We start from the raw sequence: 19,653 nt of genomic DNA, 5'->3' as shown, positions 1-19,653 counted from the left end.
AACAATGCGCCGCTTTATCCTCCCGCTCGCTTTCGCCCTCATCGGCCTGATCCTGTTCGGCCAGGGCGCCTATATCCACGCCAAGGCACTGCTCGCGCAGGTGCTGCTGGAGCGCGCTTTCGCACAGAGCATCGCGACCGGACATCCCGTGAAGCCGTGGCGCTGGGCTGATACCTGGCCCGTCGCACGGATCGAGGTGAAGCGTTTGCACGCTTCCGCGATCGCGCTGGCCGGCAGCAGCGGCCAGGCGCTGGCGTTCGGTCCCGGCCATGTCGAAGAGACCGTCGATGCCGGCGAGCCGGGCATCGCGGTCTATTCCGCGCATCGCGACACCCATTTCCGCTTTCTCAAGGACGTCACAATCGGTGACGAGATCGACGTCACGAGAAGCGACGGCAAGATTTTTCGCTACCGGGCCGATCGCAGCGCGGTCGTCCGCTTCGATCAATCGGGCATCGATCCGCTCACCAACCGGTATGAGCTGGTGCTGTCGACATGCTGGCCGTTTGACGCGCTGACATCCGGCCCCGAGCGTTATCTGTTGCACGCGACCATGATCCAATCGGATTCGAGCCTATCCGACTCAGGTTCCTGATCCGCATCGATTTTGCGCCTGCCGGGATATTGCAAGCGATGGCCTGACTTGCGTCAGCGTGAGTTGCTACCCCTTTCCATCGGCCATAAAAACAATGAAAAGTCGCGTTCTGCGGTGATCTGCCGTGGGCCAGAGGAAACAAGTAGAACAAGGATAAGGGCAGGCTCCATGGAAGCTCTCGCAGGCACCGCGTCACATCCGTCCCGCAAATGGGCACCGCCCGCTGACGCCAGCGACATCGTTAAGAGCATCCATGCGATGCTGCACCCGCGCAACATCGTGCTGGTCGGCGCCACCGACAAGCCCGGCAACTATGCCGAACGGATCTGGAACAATCTCGTCAAATACCAATATGCCGGCGGCCTGTTTCCGATCAACACTAAGCGCGAAACCATCTGGGGCGTCACCTGCTACAAGGATTTCGCCAGCCTTCCGGAAAAGCCGGACCATGTGTTGGTGCTGGTACCGGCCCGCTTTGCCGTGCAGGTGATCCGCGACGCGGCCGCTGCCGGCGCCCGCTCGGCGACCATCGTCACATCCGGCTTCAGCGAGCTGCAGGACGAGGAGAGCCAGCGGCTCGCGGTCGAGCTGAAGCAGGCGATCAAGGAGACCGGACTTGCCGTCACCGGTCCGAATTGCCTCGGCAATCTCAGCGCCGGCGAGAACCTGTTCACTAACATTGACGACCGCATCGTCACCATGGAGCCCGGCGCGGTGGCGATCGCCGGCCAATCCGGCGCGATCGTGATGGCGATCCGCCAGGCGCTGGAGGATCGCGGCGTCGGTGTCGGCTACATGGTCACCACTGGCAATGAATCCGGGCTCGAGACCCCGGACCTGATGAGCTATTTCGCCGCCGATCCGAGCATCCGCGTCATCGTGGTCTATCTTGAAGGCGTCAGGAACACAAAGGTGTTCCGCGAAGCCTGCAAGGCCGCGCGCGCTGCGGGCAAGCCGGTGATCGCGCTCAAGCTCGGCGCTTCCGAAGGCGGCCGCGCTGCCGCGATGGCGCACACCGGCGCGCTAGCCGGCTCGATCGAGACGTTCGATGCGATCTCGACCCGCGAAGGCGTGATCCGCGTGCGCGGGCTGGATGAATTGATCGAAACCACCGAGTGTTTCGTCCATGCCGATCCACCGAAGGGCAACCGCCTCGCGGCGGTGTCGCTGTCGGGCGGCAAGCGCGGACTTCTGATCGACGCGTTCTATTCGGCCGGCCTGAATTTCGCGCCGCTGAGCCCGAGCGCATCGGAGCAGCTGGCAAAGATGCTCGGGCCCGGCAGCATCGTCGGCAACCCGCTCGATGCCGGCTTCGCCGCGGTGGTCGATCCCTCCGTCTACATGAAATCGATCAAGATCATGATCGACGATCCCGACACCGACGTCGTCATCATCGACGCCGAGCTGCCGAAGGCGCCGCATGAGCTGCGTGAGCGCAATCTGAAGATCGTCAACGAGATGGCGGGCCAGGCCAACAAGCCGGTGATCTATATCAGCGCGATGTCGATCGGCTTCACCGAATTCACCAAGGGACTACGCAAGTCGCTGCCCGATATCGCCGTCATGCAGGGCCTCGACCGCGCGGTCGGCGCGATCAAGTCGCTGATCGAATATGCTGGTCTGCGCAAGGAAGTGCCCGACATCGCATCGAGCTCGAAGGCGTCCGCGCGCGCCGTGCTGGAGAAGACGCTGAAGGCCGCCAACGGCGCCGCCGCGCTCGACGAAGTCGCCTCGAAGCAGCTGCTCAAGGCCTATGGCATCCCGATCTCCAAGGAAGACGTCGCGCAGACCGCGGCGGAGGCGGTGAAGATCGCCAAGGCAATCGGCTTCCCGGTGGTCGCCAAAGTTGTCAGCCCCGACATCCTGCACAAGTCGGACATCGGCGGCGTGGTGCTGAACCTCGGCAATGCGGCCGAGGTGAAGAAGGCGTTCAACGACATCACCGCGCGGGTAAAGAAGCTGAAGGGCAAGCCAAAGCTCGAGGGCATCCTGATTGCGCAACAGGTCAAGGCCGACCTCGAGCTCGTGGTGGGCGCCTCGCTCGATGCCGAGATGGGCCCCGTGGTGCTGTTCGGCACCGGCGGCGTCGATATCGAGCTGCTGAAGGACGTCGCCCTTGCCGGCGCGCCGCTCGACGCCGCCGAGGCGAAAGAGCTGATCGCCAAGACCAAGGCCGGGGTCAAGCTGAAGGGTTACCGCGGCAAGCCGGCGCTGCACGAGCCATCGGCGGTGAAGGCGCTGGTCGGGCTCTCCAACCTGATGGCCGACGCCAACGGCCGCATCGCCTCGATCGACGTCAATCCGTTCCTGATCAACAGCAAGCTCGGCGTCGCCGTCGACGGCCTGATCGTGCTGAACAACGCCGCCGCGAACAAGGCTGCGGGGCATTAGGTTCGATCGTCATGCGCGGGCTTGACCCGCGCATCCATCTTCAGAAGCAAGTCATTTCCAGATGGATTGCCGGGTCAAGCCCGGCAATGACAACCGTTGTCAAAAGCTCGCGCCCCACTGCCGCGCGGTCTGCATCACCCAGTCGCGATAAAGCATGAGCGGCGTCACCCCGGTGATGCCGCCGCAACCGGCGGTGCCGTTCGGGCCGGTGGACCAACTTACCACGCCGACGATGACGGGCCCGCCTTGCTTGTCCTCGAACACGGGCGCACCGGAATCGCCGGTGCAGGCGCCGAGCCCCTCGCGCACGCCCTGCCCGACCGGATCGACCAGACGGATCTGCAGCGTACCGGGCTTGCCGTTCGCAATCAGGCTGATGACACGGATGCTGCCGCCGCTCTTGCCGTCGCCGCGCACCGTGACGCCGACGCCGGCGATGGTGAAGCGGCCGCCGACCTGGACCGGAATGTCGGGTATGCCGAGCACGGCCGGCGCCTTGCCTGCAACCGGTAGCGCGAGTTGCAGCACCGCGACATCGGCGGTCGCGACATGATTGGTCATCGCCTGCATCCGAAAGCCGGGATGGATCGCAACCGTCTTGACGTCCTGCAGCTTCGGCTGCCGGTCCGGCCCATAATCGACGATCTTGTAGTCGGCACCGGGCTGCACGCAATGCGCCGCGGTCAGCACCACCTTCGGCGCGATCAGCGCGCCGGTGCAGAAATTGCCGCGCGAGCCAACGATGGTGACGACGGCGCGCGCGACGCCATCGGTCGACGGCGCGCCACCACCGACGATCGCGAAGGCTGGCGTTGCCATCAACAGGGTCAGAAAGGCTGTCGCTCGAATCACGCTCGTCATGGAATCCTGTCGATTGGCATCTGGATTGAGCACATCCGAGGCGCGGCATTGCGTCGCTCACACTCGGCCGAAGAACACGCAATCTTGTACAGAGCACCCGGGCCCGCATGCGTCAATTATCTAAATATCTAGACGTCGATCACTACGGCGTTGAAGTCACCGCGAGATTTCCCGCAGCCCCATGGTGCGCACGCGCTGCGTGTCGCCGCCTTGCCGCGATATCCGATACATCGTATCCTGCGTTGTGCTGCCAGCGCGACGTTCGAATGTGAACTGTATCTCTTGATCCCGCGCGTATCGGGGCCGTAATTTCGACCTGATAATAAATACAACCTCTGGCAGCATACCGCATACTTACCTTCATGACTTTCTGGATGCCGGTGCCGTTGACTTATAGACGGCTTTTCATCCGCCATTTCGTTGAGTTTCGAGGATAATCATGAGGATCGCGGTCGTCACGCCGATCAGGCTGTTCAGCGAGGGGCTTACCTCGAGTTTCCAGAACCACGCCGAGTTTGCCGTCGAGGCGGCGGTCGCCGATCTTGCCGGCCTGCGCGCGACCCTCGAGACCAACAGTGTGAGTGTCATTCTGATCGACGTCACACAGGGCATCGATCTCGACGAGGTGCGCGTGATTGCGAGCGAGCATGCGGAGATCGCGCTGGTGGCGCTCGGCCTCAACGAGGACCGGCGCGACGTAGTTCGCTGCGGCCGGGCCGGGTTTAGCGGCTACATCTCCCGGAATGCGAGCTTCGACGAGCTCTGCCGCGCGCTGTCGGACGTGGCGTCGGGGCGGCTTGCCTGCAGCGCCGAGATTTCCGGCGGCTTGCTGCGCGCGCTGTTTTGCATGGAGCGTCAGACGGATACGATCGAGACGGACCAGGGCCTGACGCGCCGCGAAGGCGAGGTTCTCAAGCTCATCGGGCAAGGCATGTCGAACAAGGAGATCGCGCGCGATCTCAATCTCAGTCTTGCCACCGTCAAGCATCACGTCCATCACGTGCTGCAAAAGCTCGGCCTGCCGCGCCGGGCACAGGCGATGCGGCGGGTCCGCGAAGCGCCGTGGCTCGCATCCTCCGCGCCGGCTCTCGATCGTCGCCGCGAGCTCGACTGACACCCGCGACCTGAATTCCGTATTCGACCGACCGCAGTGCGTGCACGCATTGGTGCGCAGGTGCGGCGCGGCTTTGCGCGCATGCGGGCGCGTCACGCGGTGAGATCGATCCCGACTAAACCCTTTGATCGATCTTTCGAGGCGCAGGATCGATCTCATGGATCGGTCGATCCGCATCATCGTCTCGATCCTTTCTGATCCACCGCGGTGAATAGGCCTTTCGCGGCACACCTGCCACAACAGCACCAACGCAGCGACATGCCGCTCTTTTCGCTCGCTGCGCGGTTGCAGATTGCCGTGGAAGACGGATCGGCTGCACGAATTTCGCAGCAGACCGTCGAGGATCGATTTCATGAATCCAGTTGCCGACATCGCTGGTCTGACTGCCTTGTGGCAGAGAACGTCGGGTGGCGACCCCGCGGTGAAGATCGCGATCATCGACGGCCCCGTCGATCTCAATCATCCCTCGCTCAGGCAGGCCCGCGTCGCGATGGGCGGCGAGTTCGTCGCCCCGTCTTCATCGATGATCCAGTCCGAGCATGGCACGCACGTCACGAGCGTGCTGATGGGGACACCCGGCAGCCCGGTGCTCGGCGTCGCGCCGAACTGCAGCGCGACCGTGTTCTCGATCTATCGCGAGAATGCCGCCGGGCAGATCGAACCGTCCTCGCAAAGCACATTGGCGCTCGCGATCAACCAGGCGCTGGCCGTGGGCGCCGACATCATCAACATCAGCAGCGGCCAGCAATCCGCGACGGGACAGGCCGATCGCATTCTGGTCGACGCGGTGCGCGCGTGCGAACGCGCCGGAAAGCTGATCGTCGCCGCCGCCGGCAATGATGGCTGCCGCTGCGTCCAGGTGCCGGGCAGCCTCGCTTCGGTGCTTGCGGTCGGCGCGTGCGATCTGGCCGGCAACCCGCTGCCGTTCAGCAATTTCGGCGACGCCTATCTCGAGAACGGCATCCTGGCGCCGGGCGAGAACATTGCCGGCGCCTCGCCGGTCCGCAACGTCAGCCTGCGTTCCGGAACGAGTTACGCTGCGCCGATCGTCACCGGCGTCGTCGCGCTGCTGCTCTCATGCCTGCGCCAGAACGGACGCAAGGCCGATCCGCAAGCCGTCCGTGCCGCGCTGCTCGAGAGCGCGGTGCCCTGCCGCAACGACGGCAGCGCCTCGCGCTGCCTCGCCGGACGGCTCGATATTCCCGCGGCTGTCGCCGCCCTGCTTGGCGAGCAGGCGGACGCCGTCATGCCGTCGGGTGCCACGGCCGCGCCTCCCCGCTTCTGGGGAGTGTCCGCGCGCCCTTTCGTCCAACCGTCATCCGCCGCTCAGCCAACTGCAACCAGAGAGGGTTCCATGGGAGATCTATCAGCAATGTCTGCACCATCGGCTCCGCGCATATTCGGGCCGGACGGCTCGGTCCTGCGAAACAGCGCGGGGATCATGCCAAGCGAGGCGCAACCCGCCGCGCCGACGGCACCTGCGGCCATGGCCGCCCCCGTTGATCACGGCGTCGTCGCCGCACCGATCGCAGCGCCCGCGCCTTATCCGTATCACGCGCCCCATGCGGGCGGCGACATGGTCTGGATACCGGCCCCGGCACCGCAGATGGTGATGCCGCCGATGATGATGCCGCAGATGGCGATGCCGACAGCCGGCATGATGCCGCAAACCTGGCTGCAGCCGCAGCAACTGCACGCGCTGATGCCGAGCAATGCGCTTCCCGTCGCAATGCCCCAGGCGCTGCCGATGTACGAGGCGCCCGCGGTTCGAGCCAGCGAGAAGAACTGCGGCTGTGGCGGCGGCATGCGTCCGCAGGGCGCGACGGCCGAGTCCACCGGTCAACTCGCCTTCCCGATCGGCCGGCTGTTCTACGATTTCGGCAAGGAAGCCCGCCTCGACTACTTCGTGCAGGCGATCGCCAACTGGCGCGACAGCCTGATCGGACGCGGCGATCCGGCGTTCGGACCGGAGCGTGACCACTCCGGCGATACCTCGGCGCCGTACAATCCGGCGATCATGGCGCGCTATCTGTTGAACCAGGCCGAAGGCGAGACCGCGACGCCAGCCGGCGCCGGCAACAACTTCCCCGACGCCGACGCCATCACCTGGACGATGACGATCGATTCGATCCCGATCTATGCGATCAAGCCGCTCGATGTGTTCGGTCTCGGGTTCTTCGCCGCGCTGATCCTGGCGCTCTGGCATCAGGAAGTCTCGCATGACGATCCCGCGACGACACGCACCGTGGTGCTGGCGACGGCGGCCGCCGCCGGCGCTGACGCACGACCGATCACACCCCCCGCATTCCCGCCGCGCGGCGGCGTCGCGCGGGTCTCGATGGCCGGCTGGGTCGACAGCACCAACACGACCAAGCTGCTCAACGGCACGGTCGTTCCGACGCTGGTGACCGATTGGCGCGGCTTCTACCAGTGGGACCTCTACACGCTGTTCGGGCCCGACCCCACCACCTGGCCGGACGGCGCCGAGGGTTTCCTCGAGCGGATCTACAATGAATTCCGCAACGTCGGCCTTTCACCGCAGGATCGCGCGCTGAACTACTCGGCGATGAATGCCTACAATACGCGGAAGATCTTCACCGACGTCGCCAAGAAGGGCTTGCGGCTCGACACCGTCGAGGTCGACCAGAGTCTGATCTGCCGTCCGGAATCGATCTGCCACGATGTGACCTACCGCTTCTTCAACCCGACGCAGGTCCTGACCCAGGCGCGCGAAGTCTATCAGTACACGATCGACGTGAGCGACGTGGTGCCGGTGGCGGTCGGACCGCTGCGGCAGTGGCAGGTCTATTGACGCGATTGCTCCTCTGCGTCCGGAGGAGATCAGAACGTGGCGCGAATTAGCGTCACGTGGTCCAGGGGATCGACGCGATGAGCGATCCCCTGGGCGACGTCCAGCGACGGCTGCCCCGGTCGGTGCCCACCTCCCGTAGTTGCCGTCAATTCAAACCGAAAGAAGGAGCTGAACATGTACGCAAGGAACGACTTTGAGACCTTCGGCAGCGTGCGTAGCCCGATCCAGTGTGAGGGCATCGAGCGCGGTCCGAAGCGGATTGCCGAAGTGGCGACCAACGGTTCGGTCAACCCGCAGGGCTGGCAGGACATCCTCGGTACGGCCGTGCAGGCGCTGCCGGGCGTCCTCGGTGCCTTCGGCATCTGATCGCCAAACTCGGGGCCCGGCGCTGTCGGGCCCCACCCATCCTCGAGGAGGCCGACATGATGCAGAAATCCACCGCCAGGAGCCCGCAGCAACAGCAGCAGAACGGTCGCCGGATCGAGCCCTCCGGAAAGATCGTCGTATCGTCAGTCGTGACCCACGCCTCGCTGCTCGCCGCGATCAGCGACCGCAACCCGATCATCGCCAAACGCACCACATCCGACGAAGACAAGTCCTGACGTCGTCGTCATCACCGAACCAATGGAGCCGATGCCATGGCAAGACCGCCCCGCAAATCCGGATCCGACAGCACAGCCTCCTCTCCGCCGCCGGCGGAAGCAGCATCCGCAGCGTCAAGCATTGCCGACGCGCGGCGTCCGTTGGAGGCAGCTGTTGTTGCCCGTCCGAAGATCGCCACCACGCCCGCCCCGCCGACAACGTCGGCCTACATGGCGCCGCCGCAGGGCCCCGGTGCTCCGCAGCAGATGCGCCATGATGGCTCACCGCATTCGGAGGCGCGGCTCAATACCGCGATGAAGATCCTGCTCGATCCCGCAGCCCGCGCGTTGCCGAGCAAGGTCTATTCCGGACAGGCACGAAACTGGACCCGCAGACCGTAACCCGACCTGCGCACTGAGCGGCGCTTCGATCCGCTACCCGGACATGCAACGGCCCGCCCGATCCGGCGGCGCGGCCGTTGCCGCTCGTCGGAGAAAGACATGGACCAGAACGGCAATCCCAACGGAAATCCCCCTGGCATCAATCTGCGCCGCGCCGCCTGCACATTCGTCGGTCTCGGGACACTCCTGTTTCTTGCGGCCGGCACCATGCGATGGGCCGGCGGCTGGATGTTCCTGCTCGAGATCACGATCGGCGGGCTGATCACGGAGGCATGGCTCGCAAGGCACGATCCGGGATTGCTGGCGGAGCGCCGCACCGCGCGCGGCCAGGCCGGGTGGGATCGCGTCATCACGACGATCATGCCGCTGTTGTGGCTGACATGGCTGCCGCTGATGGCGCTCGACGCGGTGCGCTACCAGACATCTTTCGTCCCGTTCTGGCTGCAGTGCACCGGCGCGGTGATGATCGCCGCCTCGTTCTACATCGTCTACCGGACCTACCGCGAAAACAGCTACGCCGCCCCGGTCGTGAAGATCCAGCGCGAGCGCGGGCATGCTGCGGTGACGACGGGGCCGTACGCCTATGTGCGCCACCCGATCTATGCCAGCGGCCTGTTGACCTATGTCGGCACCCCGCTGCTGCTCGGATCCTGGTATGGCCTTGGCATCGTGCCTGTCATGGCGGCGCTGCTCGGCTTGAGGTCGATGATGGAGGAGCGGATGCTCGCCGCCGAACTCGACGGCTACGCCGAATATCTCGGCCGCGTGCGTTACCGCCTGGTTCCGATGGTCTGGTGAGCCCGTTCCGTATGGCGGAGTGCCGCAAACTGGCGGCTTGCCTGATCGGCGGCAATTCCAATAAAGAAGGCTGAACGCGCGTTTCCCTGTCTTCGGCCAAAACGGCCGGACGACCCGAGGCGAAGCCGCCGCTTTGCAACGGGCAGGACTTTGATGATCGAGGCAGTGATCTGGGATTTCGGCGGCGTCTTGACCACCTCGCCGTTCGAGGCCTTCGCGCGCTACGAGACCGAGCGCGGCCTGCCCGTCGACATCATCCGCCGCACCAACGCCGCCAACCATCTCGAGAACGCCTGGGCCAAGTTCGAGCGCGCCGAGATCGGCATCGACGCGTTCGACGAGTTGTTTGCCACTGAATCGAAGGCGCTCGGCGCCGAGGTGCGCGGCAAGGACGTGCTGCCGCTGCTCTCCGGCGACCTCCGCCCCGAAATGGTCGAGGCACTGAAGCGCATCAAGGCGAAATTCAAGACCGGCTGCATCACCAACAACCTGCCGTCGAACGCAATCGGCAGCCATAGCGGACGCACGCTCTATGTCGCGGAAGTGATGGCGCTGTTCGACCACGTCATCGAATCCGCGAAGATCGGCCTGCGCAAGCCCGATCCGCGCATCTACCAGATGATGGTGGAGACGCTGCAGGTGAACCCGCAGAACTGCGTCTATCTCGACGATCTCGGCGTCAACCTGAAGCCGGCACGCGAGATGGGCATGACCACGATCAAGGTCGCGAACGCCGCGCAGGCGATCTCCGAGCTCGAAGCGGCGACCGGCCTCACGCTGAGGTGAAGCGGCCTCGCGGCATATTCACTCCGCATTCAGGCGGCAATCTCTAATTCTCAGCCTCCCCTTGGGTCACGGCGCGACCGTGAAATCGCACCTATTCCTGGTCTGAGCATGGCGTTCCGGAAAAGCCGACCTCGCTTCTCCGGATCATGCCCGCGGAGGTACATCGCATGAAACGTCCCGTCGTCGCCCTGGTCTCGGCTGGTTCGCTGCTGGTCTCGGTCGCAGCGTTCGCGCAATCAACCTCAACGCCCGCACCGGCAGCAGCGCCGGCGGCGGCTCCGGCGCAAGAGAGCACGTCGGCGGCAGTGCCCGTGCCTGGTGCGAAGCGCGCGGCCTGCCAGAGCGCGGCGAAGGCGTTGAAGGGTCAGGATCGGCACGATCAGATGCAGCTCTGTATGGCGCAGGCGCATCTCGACTGCCTGAAGCAGGCAATCGACCAGAAGATCACAGGCCCGCAGCGCAAGGATTTCGTGAAGAGCTGCGCGGGCTAGAGGTTACTGCCGCCGGGGTATTGCGCTCGGCGGAAATACCCCGGAACCATGCGCTAACTCCATGCCTTTGCGGGCCAAACGAGCCTTGTGCTTTGCCCGCAACGGGAGCAGAACAGGTCCGAGTTCAAGGCAAATTCGGAGCTGATCCTCGTGGCTGACACTAGGCCCACCGCCTCGATCGAGGCCGTGGAAAGCGGCCTCGCCGCGCAAGGCTATATTGCGAGCCGGCAGATCGCGACCGCGGTTTATCTGTCGCAGCAGATCGAGAAGCCGATCCTGGTCGAAGGCCCTGCCGGCGTCGGCAAGACCGAGCTTGCGAAGGCGATCGCCGCCTGGCGCGGCCTGAAGATGATCCGCCTGCAGTGCTATGAGGGCCTCGACGAGGCCAAGGCGCTGTACGAGTGGAAATACGCCAAGCAGCTGCTCTACACCCAGATCCTGAAGGACAAGCTCGGCGAGGTGCTCGGCGGCGCGCAGACGCTGGCTGCCGCGCTCGACCAGCTCCACACTTTCGGCGACGTGTTCTTCTCCAAGGAATTCGTCGAGCCGCGGCCGCTGTTGCAGGCGCTGGAGCAGCCGGCCGGTTGCGTGCTCTTGATCGACGAGATCGACAAGTCGAATGCCGAATTCGAATCGCTGCTGCTGGAAATCCTCTCGGACTTCCAGGTCACGATCCCCGAGCTCGGCACCGTCTCCGCGGTGGCGCCGCCGACCGTGATCCTGACCTCGAACAGCGAACGCGATCTCGGCGATGCCTTGAAGCGGCGCTGCCTGCATCTGCATATCGGCTTCCCCGAGCAGAGGTTGGAAGAGCGCATTGTCGAGAGCCGGGTGCCCGGCATCTCGCAGACGCTGCGCAAGCAGATGGTCGGCTTCATCCACGAGATCCGCTCGCTGGACCTGAAGAAGCTGCCCTCGGTCAGCGAGGCGATCGACTGGGCGCGCGTGCTGGTGCTGCTACAGGCGAGCGAGCTCGACACCGAGATCGTCAAGGACACGCTCAACGTGCTCCTGAAATACGAGGCCGACATCGAGGCCGCGACGCCGCAGATCTCAAGCTTCATCGCCAAGGCGTCGCGCCAGGGCGTATTCAGCTAGATCAACATGCGCGAGAACCTGCATCGCTTCTTTCGTGCGGCGCGGGGAGCCGGGGTCCGGGTCTCGCCCGCTGAAAGCATCGATGCGATGCGGGCGGTCGCCCAGGTCGGCTTTGCCGACCGCGACATCCTGCGCGACACGTTCCTGCTGACGCTTGCCAAGACCCAGGACGAGAAGCGCTCGCTCGGCGAATGCTTTGACCTGTTCTTCAGCCAGCCCGAGCCGCAGCAGGAGAGCGCCGAGCAGGACAAGACCGACGACAACAACGAATCCGCCGCCAACCCGTCGGCCGATGAGCACGGCGATACGGCGGGCGGCGCTGCCAATGAGAATGTCGGGCCGCTGGCGCAGATGCTGCTGTCGCAGGATCGCGCCGCGATATCGACGGCGATCGCCAACGCCTCCGGCGCCGCCTCGCTGCCCGACATCCGCTACTTCACCCAGCGCGGCATCTTCCAGACCCGCATCCTCGATGCGATGGGCATCCAGCGCCTGCGCGACGACATCGACGAACAGACCACGCGCAATCCGGCGCTTGCCGAGCGGCTGCAGGAGGCGCTCAACGGCCTGCGCGGCACGGTTCGCGACACGGTCTCGCAAGCCCTGCTGCTCTACGGGCGCGAAGAGACCGAAAACCTGCGCAACGAGATCCTGCGCAACGCGCCGCTAGCGCGGATCGAGCCGCGCCAGGTCGAGCAGATGCGTGCGCTGATCCGACAGATCGCACGCCGGCTGCGCGAGCGCTATTCCAAGCCGCGCAAGCGTCAGCGCCGCGGCCATCTCGACGTCCGCCGCACGCTGCGGCGGAATGCGGCCTGGGGCGGCGTGCCGTTCCTCACCGCGTGGAAGCGCAAGCATCGCGACCGACCGAAGATCATCGCGCTGTGCGACGTCTCCGGCTCGGTCGCCCGCGTCTCGGACTTCTTCTTGCTCCTGATCCACAGCCTGCACGAGGTCGTCGACGACGTCCGTTCGTTCGCCTTCTCGGGCCACCTGATCGAGGTCAGCGACATCCTGGAATCCAATTCGCCGGAAGAAGCGATGAAGGAGATCATGTCCAAGGTCGGCTTCGGCTCGTCCGACTACGGCAATTCCTTCGCCGATTTCGAGGACAATTGGATGAGCGCGATCACGCCGCAGACCACGGTGATCGTGCTCGGCGACGCCCGCAGCAACAATCTCGATCCGCGCGCCGACATCTTGCGCCGCATCGGCGAGCGCTCGAAGCGGCTGGTATGGCTCAACCCCGAAGGCCGCATGGTCTGGGGTTTTGGCGATTCCGAGATGCCGCGCTACGCGACCTTCTGCACCGTCGTGCGCCAATGCGCGACCGCCCGGCAGCTCGAGCGCGCCGTCTCCGACATCGTGGCGACGTATCAATAGATCGCCAGTGTTTTCGAGCGAAGTGGACACCGGTTCGCGTGAAGAAAACGCGTCAAACAAAAATCTAGAGCTTCTGATTCAATCAGAACCGATGCTCTAGAGGCGAAGCGAGTCGCTGTGAAACAGCCATGCGACGAGCGCGACCAGCGTCAGCGCGATCGAGGCAAAGATGCTGACGAGCTTGATCGTCGTGATCGCCTTCAGCATCGAGACGGAACGTGCCGCCGCATGCGGGTCGCCGTGCAGCAACAGCCACGCCAGCAAGCAATCCTCGATCAGGTCGCTCAGCAGATACACCGCCGGCACGACCAGGCCGAGCCACGCTGCAATCGGATAGATCTGGTTCAGCCAGAATGATGACGCCGCGCCCATCGCGCCCGCCAGCGCCAGCATGACGACGAGATCGAGCGGAAACAGGATCGGGAAGACATACTTCATCCGCAGATCGGATTGCACCAGCTCGCCGAGCTGATCGCCGGTGTAGCTCAGCGTCTTCTCCGGAAAGCGGGTCCGGAATCTGCCCACGAAAACGCGATCGGAATAGCTGCCGACCCACCAGAACAGTCCGAACGCACTCACCACCAATCCCGCGAGAATGACCGTCACGAGAGCTTGGTGGCTCATGCCGATCCGTTCCGGTCGAGGCTGAGGAAGCTGCGAAAGGCGGCAGGCAAGATGATCGCGCGCACCGGCGAAATCCCTGAAGGCCAGAAAAATATCGACGCAATATCGCAATGACTGGCGGCGAGATTTCCACCTTTTCCAAAGTGTTGCAATTGAATTCTGCCGATCGCCGTGGAGTGCGAGCACACGGGCCCGATGCCGGCCACAGGCGCCAGAGCGACAGTCGGCATTCATGCCGCGTACATAGAACCGTCTTCAATTGAAGATTGAATCTTCCCCGTGTTCTGCCGTACATAGAGATCACGAATTTTCACGGCGACCGCGGGGGCAACGGATGCCGAAGGATATTGTGATTTGTTGCGACGGCACCGGCAACGAGATCGGCGCCAACATTTCCAACGTGCTGAAGCTGTTTCGCGTCGCCGACAAGGACGACCGGCAGCGCATCTACTATCATCCGGGTCTCGGCACGATCGGCCTGCAGAACAGCTGGGGCCGCTTTAAGCAGGAGGTACGCGGCCTGTTCGGGCTGGCCTTCGGCGCCGGTCTCGACGAGGACACGCTCGGTGCCTACCGGTTTCTATGCCGGCTCTGGGAGCCCGGCGACCGGGTCTGGATGTTCGGTTTCAGCCGCGGCGCCTATACGGTGCGTACGCTGGCGGCCTTCGTCCATGTCATGGGCCTGTTGCCGGTCGACCAGCTCGACCTCGCCGGCTACGCCTTCGGCACCTACAAGAAGGCCAGCTCCGACGCCCAGAAGTCCGACGGGACGTTTGACCCTACCCCGCTGAAGGAAGTCTGGCACTTCAGCCAGATCGCCGGCGGGCGCAACATCGACATCGAGTTCGTCGGAGTCTGGGATACCGTAGCCTCGATCATCGTGCCGCGGCAGGACAACTTCCTGTTCGATCTCCAGACGCTGCTGTTCACCCGCACCAATTCCAGCGTCAAACGCTTCCGCCAGGCGATCTCGATCGACGAACGCAGGCGCATGTTCCGCCTCAACCGCTGGATCGAGCCGCAGAAGTTCCGCTCCGACCCGTTCGATCCGGCGACGGAGGTGGAGCAGGACATTCGCCAGGTCTGGTTCGCTGGCGTGCACTCCGACGTCGGCGGCGGCTATCCCGAGGATCAGAGCGGGCCGTCAAAATTTCCGCTGATCTGGATGCTCGAGCAGGCCAGGGCCGCCGGGCTGCACATGGATCAGGCGCTGATCGATCATCTCGCATGGGGCATGCCGCTGCCGCCGCACAAGCACGACTACGTGCCGCCGAGCGCGACGGCTCCGCTGCACAATTCGCTGACCGCCGCCTGGGAAATCCTGGAATGGATTCCGAAGAGCGACAAATGGAAGGAATGGCCGGAACGGAAGTCCTTCCTCGGCTTCTACCTGCCGCGCGGCGAGCCGCGGCCAATTCCGGAAGGCGCGACCATCCATAGCTCGGTGATTGAGCGCATGGATAAAGACTCGACCTACAAGCCGATCAACCTGCCAAAAACCTACAAGGTCGAGCCAATGACGCCACCACCGGCGCCGCCCGCTCCGTCGGCCTGACAGATTTTACGCGTCGATCGCGTCCTTGATCCGCTTGCGGCTGAGCGGCAGGTCGCGCAACCGCTTGCCGGTCGCGCGCGCAATGGCATTGACGAGCGACGCAGCGGCCGGGCCCTGCCCGGTCTCGCCGCTGCCGAGGAACGGCTGGCCGGGGCGGTTGATGATGTGGACGGCGATGCTGTCGGGCACGGCATTGAAGCGCAGGATCGGGTAGGTCTGCCAGTCGATGCTGGTGATCCTTGCTTCATCGAAGGTGACGCTCTCATAGAGCGTCCAGCTCGCCGACTGCACGATCGCGCCCTCGACCTGATTGGCGATGCCGTCCGGATTGACGACCTGGCCGGCATCGACAGCAGCGACCGCGCGCACCAGGCGAGCCCGGCCGGTCTCGCGATCGACCTCCACCTCGGACGCAATGGCGCAATAGGCGGCGAGGTTCTTGTAGCGCGCGAATGCAAAGCCATAGCCGCGATTTTGCGGCGCCCGCTCGCCGGGCCTCCAGCCGAATTCCTGGGCGGCCTTCTCGACCACCGCGCGGCCGCGCGCATCGTCGAGATGCTTGAGGCGAAACACGACCGGATCGGCGCCGGCGAGATCAGCCAGCTCGTCCATAAAGCTCTCGATCGAAAACACGTTGTGATAGGCGCCGAGCGCGCGCATCGCCGATATCCGCAGCGGCATCGCGGGAATGAAGTGATGCATCACATGCGCGTTCGGGAAATTGTAGATCGGGATCGCGTTGCGATCGCCACCGCCCTCCGGCAGCGGCAGCGGTTTTGGCGCAGGCACCGCGAACGAGCGCGCGATGTGCTGGGCCGCAAGCAGCGAGCCCGCGCCGCCCGGTCGCATCGAATGCGTGTTGCTCCACACCGCAAAATTCCAGTCGGCGATCTTGCCGTCGGTCGTGAGCGAGGCGCTCAGCCTGGTCACCATCGCCGGGCCATACGGCTCCCAGCCGTGCTCCTGCTCGCGCATCCACTGCACCCGGACCGGGCGGCCGGGCAGCGCGCGGGCAATCAGCGCAGCGTCGGCCGCGGCATCGTCGGCGCCGTTATGGCCGTAGCATCCGGAGCCTTCGACATGGATCAGGCGGACGTTCGACTGCGGCATGCCGAGCATCTCGGCGATGGCCTGCCGGTCGGGATAGACGCCTTGCGTATGCGTCCACACCGTCATCGCGCCATCGACGAGCTGCGCGACCGCGCAGGATGGCCCGATCGAGCCATGCGACTGATAGGGCCGCGTATAGGTTGCTTCGAGCGATCGCGTGCCGCTCACCGCGGGATCGGAGCGCTCGAAAATTGCAAAGTCCTGCGACGGCAGCGCGGTCAGCACATTTGCCAGATCCCGCTGGTTCGGCAGCTTCGCACTCTCCCGCCATTTCGCCGCGGCTGACAGCGCGTGCATGGCCTTGACCGCGGCAAATTCCCTCTCCGCCACCACGGCGAGGAAATTGCCGTCGCGCACGATTCCGACCACGCCGGGCATTTTCTCGATCGCGGCCGTGTCGCATTCGATCAGCTGCGCGCCGTAGCTCGGCGGACGCACCACGCGCGCATGAACCATGCCGGGAAGCCGCATGTCCTGCACATAGGCGGCGCCGCCGGTAACCTTGGCTGGAATATCGACGCGCGGCACCGGCTGGCCCATCACCTTGAAACTCGCCGGATCCCTCAGGCGCGACGCCGGCTGCGCCTCGACATGCAGCATGTCCGAGGCGACGAGTTCGCCATAACCCAGACGCCGGCCGTCGGGGGCGACCACCGTCGCATTCTCGGTCCGCAAGCTATCGGGCGGCAGGTCGAACCGCCGCGCTGCCTCCGCGACCAGCAGCGCACGCGCCTGCGCCGCGGCGTGCAGGATCGCGGTGCCGCTGTCCTGCATCGAATGGCTACCGGAGGTGTAGCCTTCGTTCGCCGTGAGGTTTGTATCGACCGTGATCACCTTCAGCGCCTCGAAGGGAATATCGAGCTGCTCGGCCGCGATCTGCTGGAATGCGGTCCGGAAGCCCTGGCCGAGCTCGGCCTTGCCCGTGAAGACCGTGATCCGGCCATCGGCATCGATCCGGATCCAGGAATCTAGATTGGGCGAGGTCGCGAGACTGCCCGGCAGCTTCGGGCCTTGAGCCTTCTGCTCCTGCGCAACTGCATGGCGGAACGAGAAGCTGACGATCAGCGCGCCGCTGCCGGCCAGCACGCTGCGGCGATCGAGCACCACCGGCGCGGTCATCGCACGCTCCTGTCGCTTGCGGCATCGGCCGTATCCATCAGCCTCGCGGCGCGATGCACCGCGCGGAGAATGCGCATGTGGGTGCCGCAGCGGCAGAGATTCGGCTCCAGCTCGGCGCGGATCTGTGCATCTGATGGTTTCGGGTTGCGCATCAGGAGCGCCTGCGCGCGCATCATCATCCCGGCGATGCAGTAGCCGCACTGCGCCGCCTGCTCCTCGATGAAGGCGCGCTGGATCGGCGCCGGTGCCGTCACCGTGCCGAGCCCTTCGAGCGTCGTCACTTGCTTGCCTTCGACGAGCAGCAGCGGCGTGACGCAGGACAGCACTGCCTTGCCGTCGACGATCACGGTGCAGGCGCCGCATTGCCCGAGCCCGCAGCCGAACTTGGCGGCATTGAGTGCGAGATCGTTGCGCAGCACGTAGAGCAGCGGCGTATCCGGATCGGCATCGACCTGATGATCCCGGCCATTGACCTTCAATGTCGTCATGGCGTGCCTCGCTGTCTGGAGTCCGCAGGCGCGTCGCGCGCCGCAAGCGACGTGGCCTGCACCGCGCGCGCCTCGCGCACGGCCTTGTCGAGATCGTTCCACGCCGGCTGCTTGCCGAAGCGGACACGCAGATAGTTCGCGAGCGCAACCATCTGCGCGTCGTCGATGCTGGCCGCGAAGCCCGGCATGATCGGGCTGCGCTCGCCCGCGACGGCACCGATGCCCGCCAGCACGATGTTGACGAGGTTGCGCGGATCGGGGCCTGCGATCGCCGTGCTGAGCGCAAGATTGACGCCGCCATAGGGCAGCGCCCGATTGCCTTCATGGCAGGCCGCACAGGCCGCAGCATAGATCGCCGCGCCCGCGGCGTTGGCTTGCGCTGCGTCCATTGATGCCGATTGCGCCACGGCATCAGCGGGCTGCTTGCGATCCGGCACCGGCGCACCCGAGATATCGGCCATGTATACGGCGATGGCGCGCACGTCGCTGTCGGCGACATCAGCCAGATTGCCGACCACTTCAGCCATCGGCCCGCGTGCAGTGCCGTGATCGCTGTGCCAGCCGTGGCGCAGATAGGCGTACAAGGCGTCAGCCGTCCACCGCACCGAGGCGTGCGAGGCGTCGTTCAGCGCATAGGCGTGCCAATTGTCGACGTCGCCGCCGGAGAACTGCGCATTCACCCGCTCGGCGCCGAGCGCGTTGCGCGGCGTGTGGCAGGCGCCGCAATGCGCGAGCCCCTCGACCAGATAGGCACCGCGGTTCCACTCGGCGCCCTTCGCCGGATCGGAAAGAACGTCGCCGCTGCGCAGATACAACAACTTCCACCCGGCAATCAGCGGCCGATGGTTCAACGGAAACGCCAGCTGATTCGCCGGCGGCGACGCATGCACCGGCTGTCGCGTCATCAGGAACGCGTAGAGCGCCCGGTCGTCCGCATCGGAGACATTGGTGAAATGGTCATAGGGAAAGGTCGGGTAGAGATGCCGGCCGTCGCGGGCGACGCCCGAGCGCATCGCGCGGACGAACGCCTGCTCCGGCCAGCCACCAATGCCGGTCTCGCCGTCCGGCGTGATGTTCGACGAGAAGATGGTGCCGAACGGCGTCGGAACCGGAAGCCCGCCGGCATAGTTCCCACCCCCCTGCACGGTATGACAGGTGTTGCAATTGCCGATCGCCGCGAGATCACGGCCGCGCTTGACGATGTCGGGATCGAAAGTGTCCGGCCGGGGCGGCGCAATGGCCCCGATCTGCGGCCGCCAGGCGATCGCAGCGCCCACGGCTGCGCCGGCGACCAGCACGATCGCGGCAATGCCTGTGATGATCCGCAGCTGACCGGCCATGCGTGAATTGAGTTTGTTGTTGGGACGTGTATTAACACGTTTCGTTCCGGTATCGTTCGGCCAGAAGACCTCGATCACCGCCTGTTGACCCCAAGGAAATCCGGG

General features: G+C 65.0%; 19 protein-coding genes. 13 read left to right on the top strand and 6 right to left on the bottom strand.

What is annotated here, in order from left to right:
* The first annotated feature begins 4 nt into the window (after nucleotides 1–4).
* Nucleotides 5–595 (top strand): class GN sortase, encoded by a 591-nt coding sequence (locus BraRD5C2_RS29580; RefSeq protein ID WP_223974977.1) that lies wholly within the window; start codon nucleotides 5–7, stop codon nucleotides 593–595.
* A gap of 168 nt (nucleotides 596–763) precedes the next feature.
* Nucleotides 764–2,986 (top strand): acetate--CoA ligase family protein, encoded by a 2,223-nt coding sequence (locus tag BraRD5C2_RS29575; RefSeq protein WP_223974633.1) that lies wholly within the window; start codon nucleotides 764–766, stop codon nucleotides 2,984–2,986.
* Between the two features lie 99 nt (nucleotides 2,987–3,085).
* Here the strand turns inward: BraRD5C2_RS29575 and BraRD5C2_RS29570 are convergent, their stop codons facing one another.
* Nucleotides 3,086–3,847 (bottom strand): S1 family peptidase, encoded by a 762-nt coding sequence (locus BraRD5C2_RS29570; RefSeq protein ID WP_223974631.1) that lies wholly within the window; start codon nucleotides 3,845–3,847, stop codon nucleotides 3,086–3,088.
* A gap of 439 nt (nucleotides 3,848–4,286) precedes the next feature.
* On the opposite strand from BraRD5C2_RS29570, the gene BraRD5C2_RS29565 reads away from it, so the two are divergent.
* The 10 genes from BraRD5C2_RS29565 (at nucleotide 4,287) to BraRD5C2_RS29520 (ending at nucleotide 13,312) form a co-directional block, all read left to right on the top strand.
* On the top strand, nucleotides 4,287–4,961 hold the full coding sequence (locus BraRD5C2_RS29565) for a LuxR C-terminal-related transcriptional regulator (RefSeq protein WP_223974629.1): 675 nt from the start codon (nucleotides 4,287–4,289) through the stop codon (nucleotides 4,959–4,961).
* A gap of 352 nt (nucleotides 4,962–5,313) precedes the next feature.
* Nucleotides 5,314–7,773: a S8 family serine peptidase gene (locus BraRD5C2_RS29560; protein ID WP_223974628.1), complete on the top strand. Its 2,460-nt coding sequence runs from the start codon at nucleotides 5,314–5,316 to the stop codon at nucleotides 7,771–7,773.
* A gap of 174 nt (nucleotides 7,774–7,947) precedes the next feature.
* Entirely contained in the window at nucleotides 7,948–8,139 is a 192-nt protein-coding gene (locus tag BraRD5C2_RS29555; RefSeq protein ID WP_029080476.1) for a hypothetical protein, read from the top strand.
* 56 nt (nucleotides 8,140–8,195) lie between these two features.
* On the top strand, nucleotides 8,196–8,375 hold the full coding sequence (locus tag BraRD5C2_RS29550) for a hypothetical protein (protein ID WP_050630159.1): 180 nt from the start codon (nucleotides 8,196–8,198) through the stop codon (nucleotides 8,373–8,375).
* A 36-nt stretch (nucleotides 8,376–8,411) separates the two neighbouring features.
* Nucleotides 8,412–8,756, top strand: coding sequence for a hypothetical protein (locus BraRD5C2_RS29545; protein ID WP_223974627.1), 345 nt, complete (start codon nucleotides 8,412–8,414; stop codon nucleotides 8,754–8,756).
* Between the two features lie 99 nt (nucleotides 8,757–8,855).
* On the top strand, nucleotides 8,856–9,554 hold the full coding sequence (locus tag BraRD5C2_RS29540) for a methyltransferase family protein (RefSeq protein ID WP_223974626.1): 699 nt from the start codon (nucleotides 8,856–8,858) through the stop codon (nucleotides 9,552–9,554).
* 153 nt (nucleotides 9,555–9,707) lie between these two features.
* Nucleotides 9,708–10,340 carry an HAD-IA family hydrolase gene (locus tag BraRD5C2_RS29535; protein ID WP_223974625.1) on the top strand — a complete coding sequence of 211 codons (633 nt, stop codon included), beginning with the start codon at nucleotides 9,708–9,710 and terminating at the stop codon, nucleotides 10,338–10,340.
* 167 nt (nucleotides 10,341–10,507) lie between these two features.
* Complete coding sequence (locus BraRD5C2_RS29530; RefSeq protein ID WP_223974624.1) at nucleotides 10,508–10,831, top strand: hypothetical protein; 324 nt, start codon at nucleotides 10,508–10,510, stop codon at nucleotides 10,829–10,831.
* A gap of 150 nt (nucleotides 10,832–10,981) precedes the next feature.
* Complete coding sequence (locus BraRD5C2_RS29525; protein WP_223974623.1) at nucleotides 10,982–11,929, top strand: AAA family ATPase; 948 nt, start codon at nucleotides 10,982–10,984, stop codon at nucleotides 11,927–11,929.
* Between the two features lie 6 nt (nucleotides 11,930–11,935).
* Complete coding sequence (locus BraRD5C2_RS29520; RefSeq protein WP_223974622.1) at nucleotides 11,936–13,312, top strand: vWA domain-containing protein; 1,377 nt, start codon at nucleotides 11,936–11,938, stop codon at nucleotides 13,310–13,312.
* 96 nt (nucleotides 13,313–13,408) lie between these two features.
* Here BraRD5C2_RS29520 and BraRD5C2_RS29515 read toward each other — a convergent pair whose 3' ends face one another.
* Together BraRD5C2_RS29515 and BraRD5C2_RS29510 are read right to left on the bottom strand one after the other, a co-directional pair.
* Complete coding sequence (locus BraRD5C2_RS29515) at nucleotides 13,409–13,936, bottom strand: hypothetical protein (protein WP_223974620.1); 528 nt, start codon at nucleotides 13,934–13,936, stop codon at nucleotides 13,409–13,411.
* Nucleotides 13,933–14,166 (bottom strand): hypothetical protein, encoded by a 234-nt coding sequence (locus tag BraRD5C2_RS29510; RefSeq protein ID WP_223974618.1) that lies wholly within the window; start codon nucleotides 14,164–14,166, stop codon nucleotides 13,933–13,935. Before BraRD5C2_RS29510 ends, BraRD5C2_RS29515 begins: the two co-directional genes overlap by 4 nt.
* Nucleotides 14,167–14,270: 104 nt before the next feature.
* On the opposite strand from BraRD5C2_RS29510, the gene BraRD5C2_RS29505 reads away from it, so the two are divergent.
* Nucleotides 14,271–15,491: a DUF2235 domain-containing protein gene (locus BraRD5C2_RS29505; RefSeq protein WP_223974615.1), complete on the top strand. Its 1,221-nt coding sequence runs from the start codon at nucleotides 14,271–14,273 to the stop codon at nucleotides 15,489–15,491.
* A 6-nt stretch (nucleotides 15,492–15,497) separates the two neighbouring features.
* Here BraRD5C2_RS29505 and BraRD5C2_RS29500 read toward each other — a convergent pair whose 3' ends face one another.
* The 3 genes from BraRD5C2_RS29500 to BraRD5C2_RS29490 are packed head-to-tail and all read right to left on the bottom strand — an operon-like array spanning nucleotide 15,498 to nucleotide 19,548.
* Entirely contained in the window at nucleotides 15,498–17,720 is a 2,223-nt protein-coding gene (locus BraRD5C2_RS29500) for a xanthine dehydrogenase family protein molybdopterin-binding subunit (RefSeq protein WP_223974613.1), read from the bottom strand.
* Complete coding sequence (locus BraRD5C2_RS29495; protein ID WP_223974612.1) at nucleotides 17,717–18,208, bottom strand: (2Fe-2S)-binding protein; 492 nt, start codon at nucleotides 18,206–18,208, stop codon at nucleotides 17,717–17,719. Before BraRD5C2_RS29495 ends, BraRD5C2_RS29500 begins: the two co-directional genes overlap by 4 nt.
* A complete protein-coding gene (locus BraRD5C2_RS29490) occupies nucleotides 18,205–19,548 on the bottom strand; it encodes a cytochrome c (RefSeq protein WP_223974611.1) in 1,344 nt (447 codons plus the stop codon). The genes BraRD5C2_RS29495 and BraRD5C2_RS29490 overlap by 4 nt, the downstream gene beginning before the upstream one ends.
* Between the last annotated feature and the right edge of the window lie 105 nt (nucleotides 19,549–19,653).

The sequence above is a fragment of the Bradyrhizobium sp. RD5-C2 genome, from assembly GCF_019972155.1.
Classification (GTDB): domain Bacteria; phylum Pseudomonadota; class Alphaproteobacteria; order Rhizobiales; family Xanthobacteraceae; genus Bradyrhizobium.
The sequence above is the reverse complement of the archived record's forward strand: the minus strand, read 5'-3'. Positions and strand labels throughout refer to the sequence as shown.

What these genes read in the sequence shown, in the direction of transcription:
- BraRD5C2_RS29580 (WP_223974977.1), top strand. Translation starts at nt 5, where the DNA reads ATGCGCCGCTTTATCCTCCCGCTCGCTTTCGCCCTCATCGGCCTGATC.
- BraRD5C2_RS29575 (WP_223974633.1), top strand. Translation starts at nt 764, where the DNA reads ATGGAAGCTCTCGCAGGCACCGCGTCACATCCGTCCCGCAAATGGGCA.
- BraRD5C2_RS29570 (WP_223974631.1), bottom strand. Translation starts at nt 3,847, where the DNA reads ATGACGAGCGTGATTCGAGCGACAGCCTTTCTGACCCTGTTGATGGCA.
- BraRD5C2_RS29565 (WP_223974629.1), top strand. Translation starts at nt 4,287, where the DNA reads ATGAGGATCGCGGTCGTCACGCCGATCAGGCTGTTCAGCGAGGGGCTT.
- BraRD5C2_RS29560 (WP_223974628.1), top strand. Translation starts at nt 5,314, where the DNA reads ATGAATCCAGTTGCCGACATCGCTGGTCTGACTGCCTTGTGGCAGAGA.
- BraRD5C2_RS29555 (WP_029080476.1), top strand. Translation starts at nt 7,948, where the DNA reads ATGTACGCAAGGAACGACTTTGAGACCTTCGGCAGCGTGCGTAGCCCG.
- BraRD5C2_RS29550 (WP_050630159.1), top strand. Translation starts at nt 8,196, where the DNA reads ATGATGCAGAAATCCACCGCCAGGAGCCCGCAGCAACAGCAGCAGAAC.
- BraRD5C2_RS29545 (WP_223974627.1), top strand. Translation starts at nt 8,412, where the DNA reads ATGGCAAGACCGCCCCGCAAATCCGGATCCGACAGCACAGCCTCCTCT.
- BraRD5C2_RS29540 (WP_223974626.1), top strand. Translation starts at nt 8,856, where the DNA reads ATGGACCAGAACGGCAATCCCAACGGAAATCCCCCTGGCATCAATCTG.
- BraRD5C2_RS29535 (WP_223974625.1), top strand. Translation starts at nt 9,708, where the DNA reads ATGATCGAGGCAGTGATCTGGGATTTCGGCGGCGTCTTGACCACCTCG.
- BraRD5C2_RS29530 (WP_223974624.1), top strand. Translation starts at nt 10,508, where the DNA reads ATGAAACGTCCCGTCGTCGCCCTGGTCTCGGCTGGTTCGCTGCTGGTC.
- BraRD5C2_RS29520 (WP_223974622.1), top strand. Translation starts at nt 11,936, where the DNA reads ATGCGCGAGAACCTGCATCGCTTCTTTCGTGCGGCGCGGGGAGCCGGG.
- BraRD5C2_RS29515 (WP_223974620.1), bottom strand. Translation starts at nt 13,936, where the DNA reads ATGAGCCACCAAGCTCTCGTGACGGTCATTCTCGCGGGATTGGTGGTG.
- BraRD5C2_RS29510 (WP_223974618.1), bottom strand. Translation starts at nt 14,166, where the DNA reads ATGCCGACTGTCGCTCTGGCGCCTGTGGCCGGCATCGGGCCCGTGTGC.
- BraRD5C2_RS29505 (WP_223974615.1), top strand. Translation starts at nt 14,271, where the DNA reads ATGCCGAAGGATATTGTGATTTGTTGCGACGGCACCGGCAACGAGATC.
- BraRD5C2_RS29500 (WP_223974613.1), bottom strand. Translation starts at nt 17,720, where the DNA reads ATGACCGCGCCGGTGGTGCTCGATCGCCGCAGCGTGCTGGCCGGCAGC.
- BraRD5C2_RS29495 (WP_223974612.1), bottom strand. Translation starts at nt 18,208, where the DNA reads ATGACGACATTGAAGGTCAATGGCCGGGATCATCAGGTCGATGCCGAT.
- BraRD5C2_RS29490 (WP_223974611.1), bottom strand. Translation starts at nt 19,548, where the DNA reads ATGGCCGGTCAGCTGCGGATCATCACAGGCATTGCCGCGATCGTGCTG.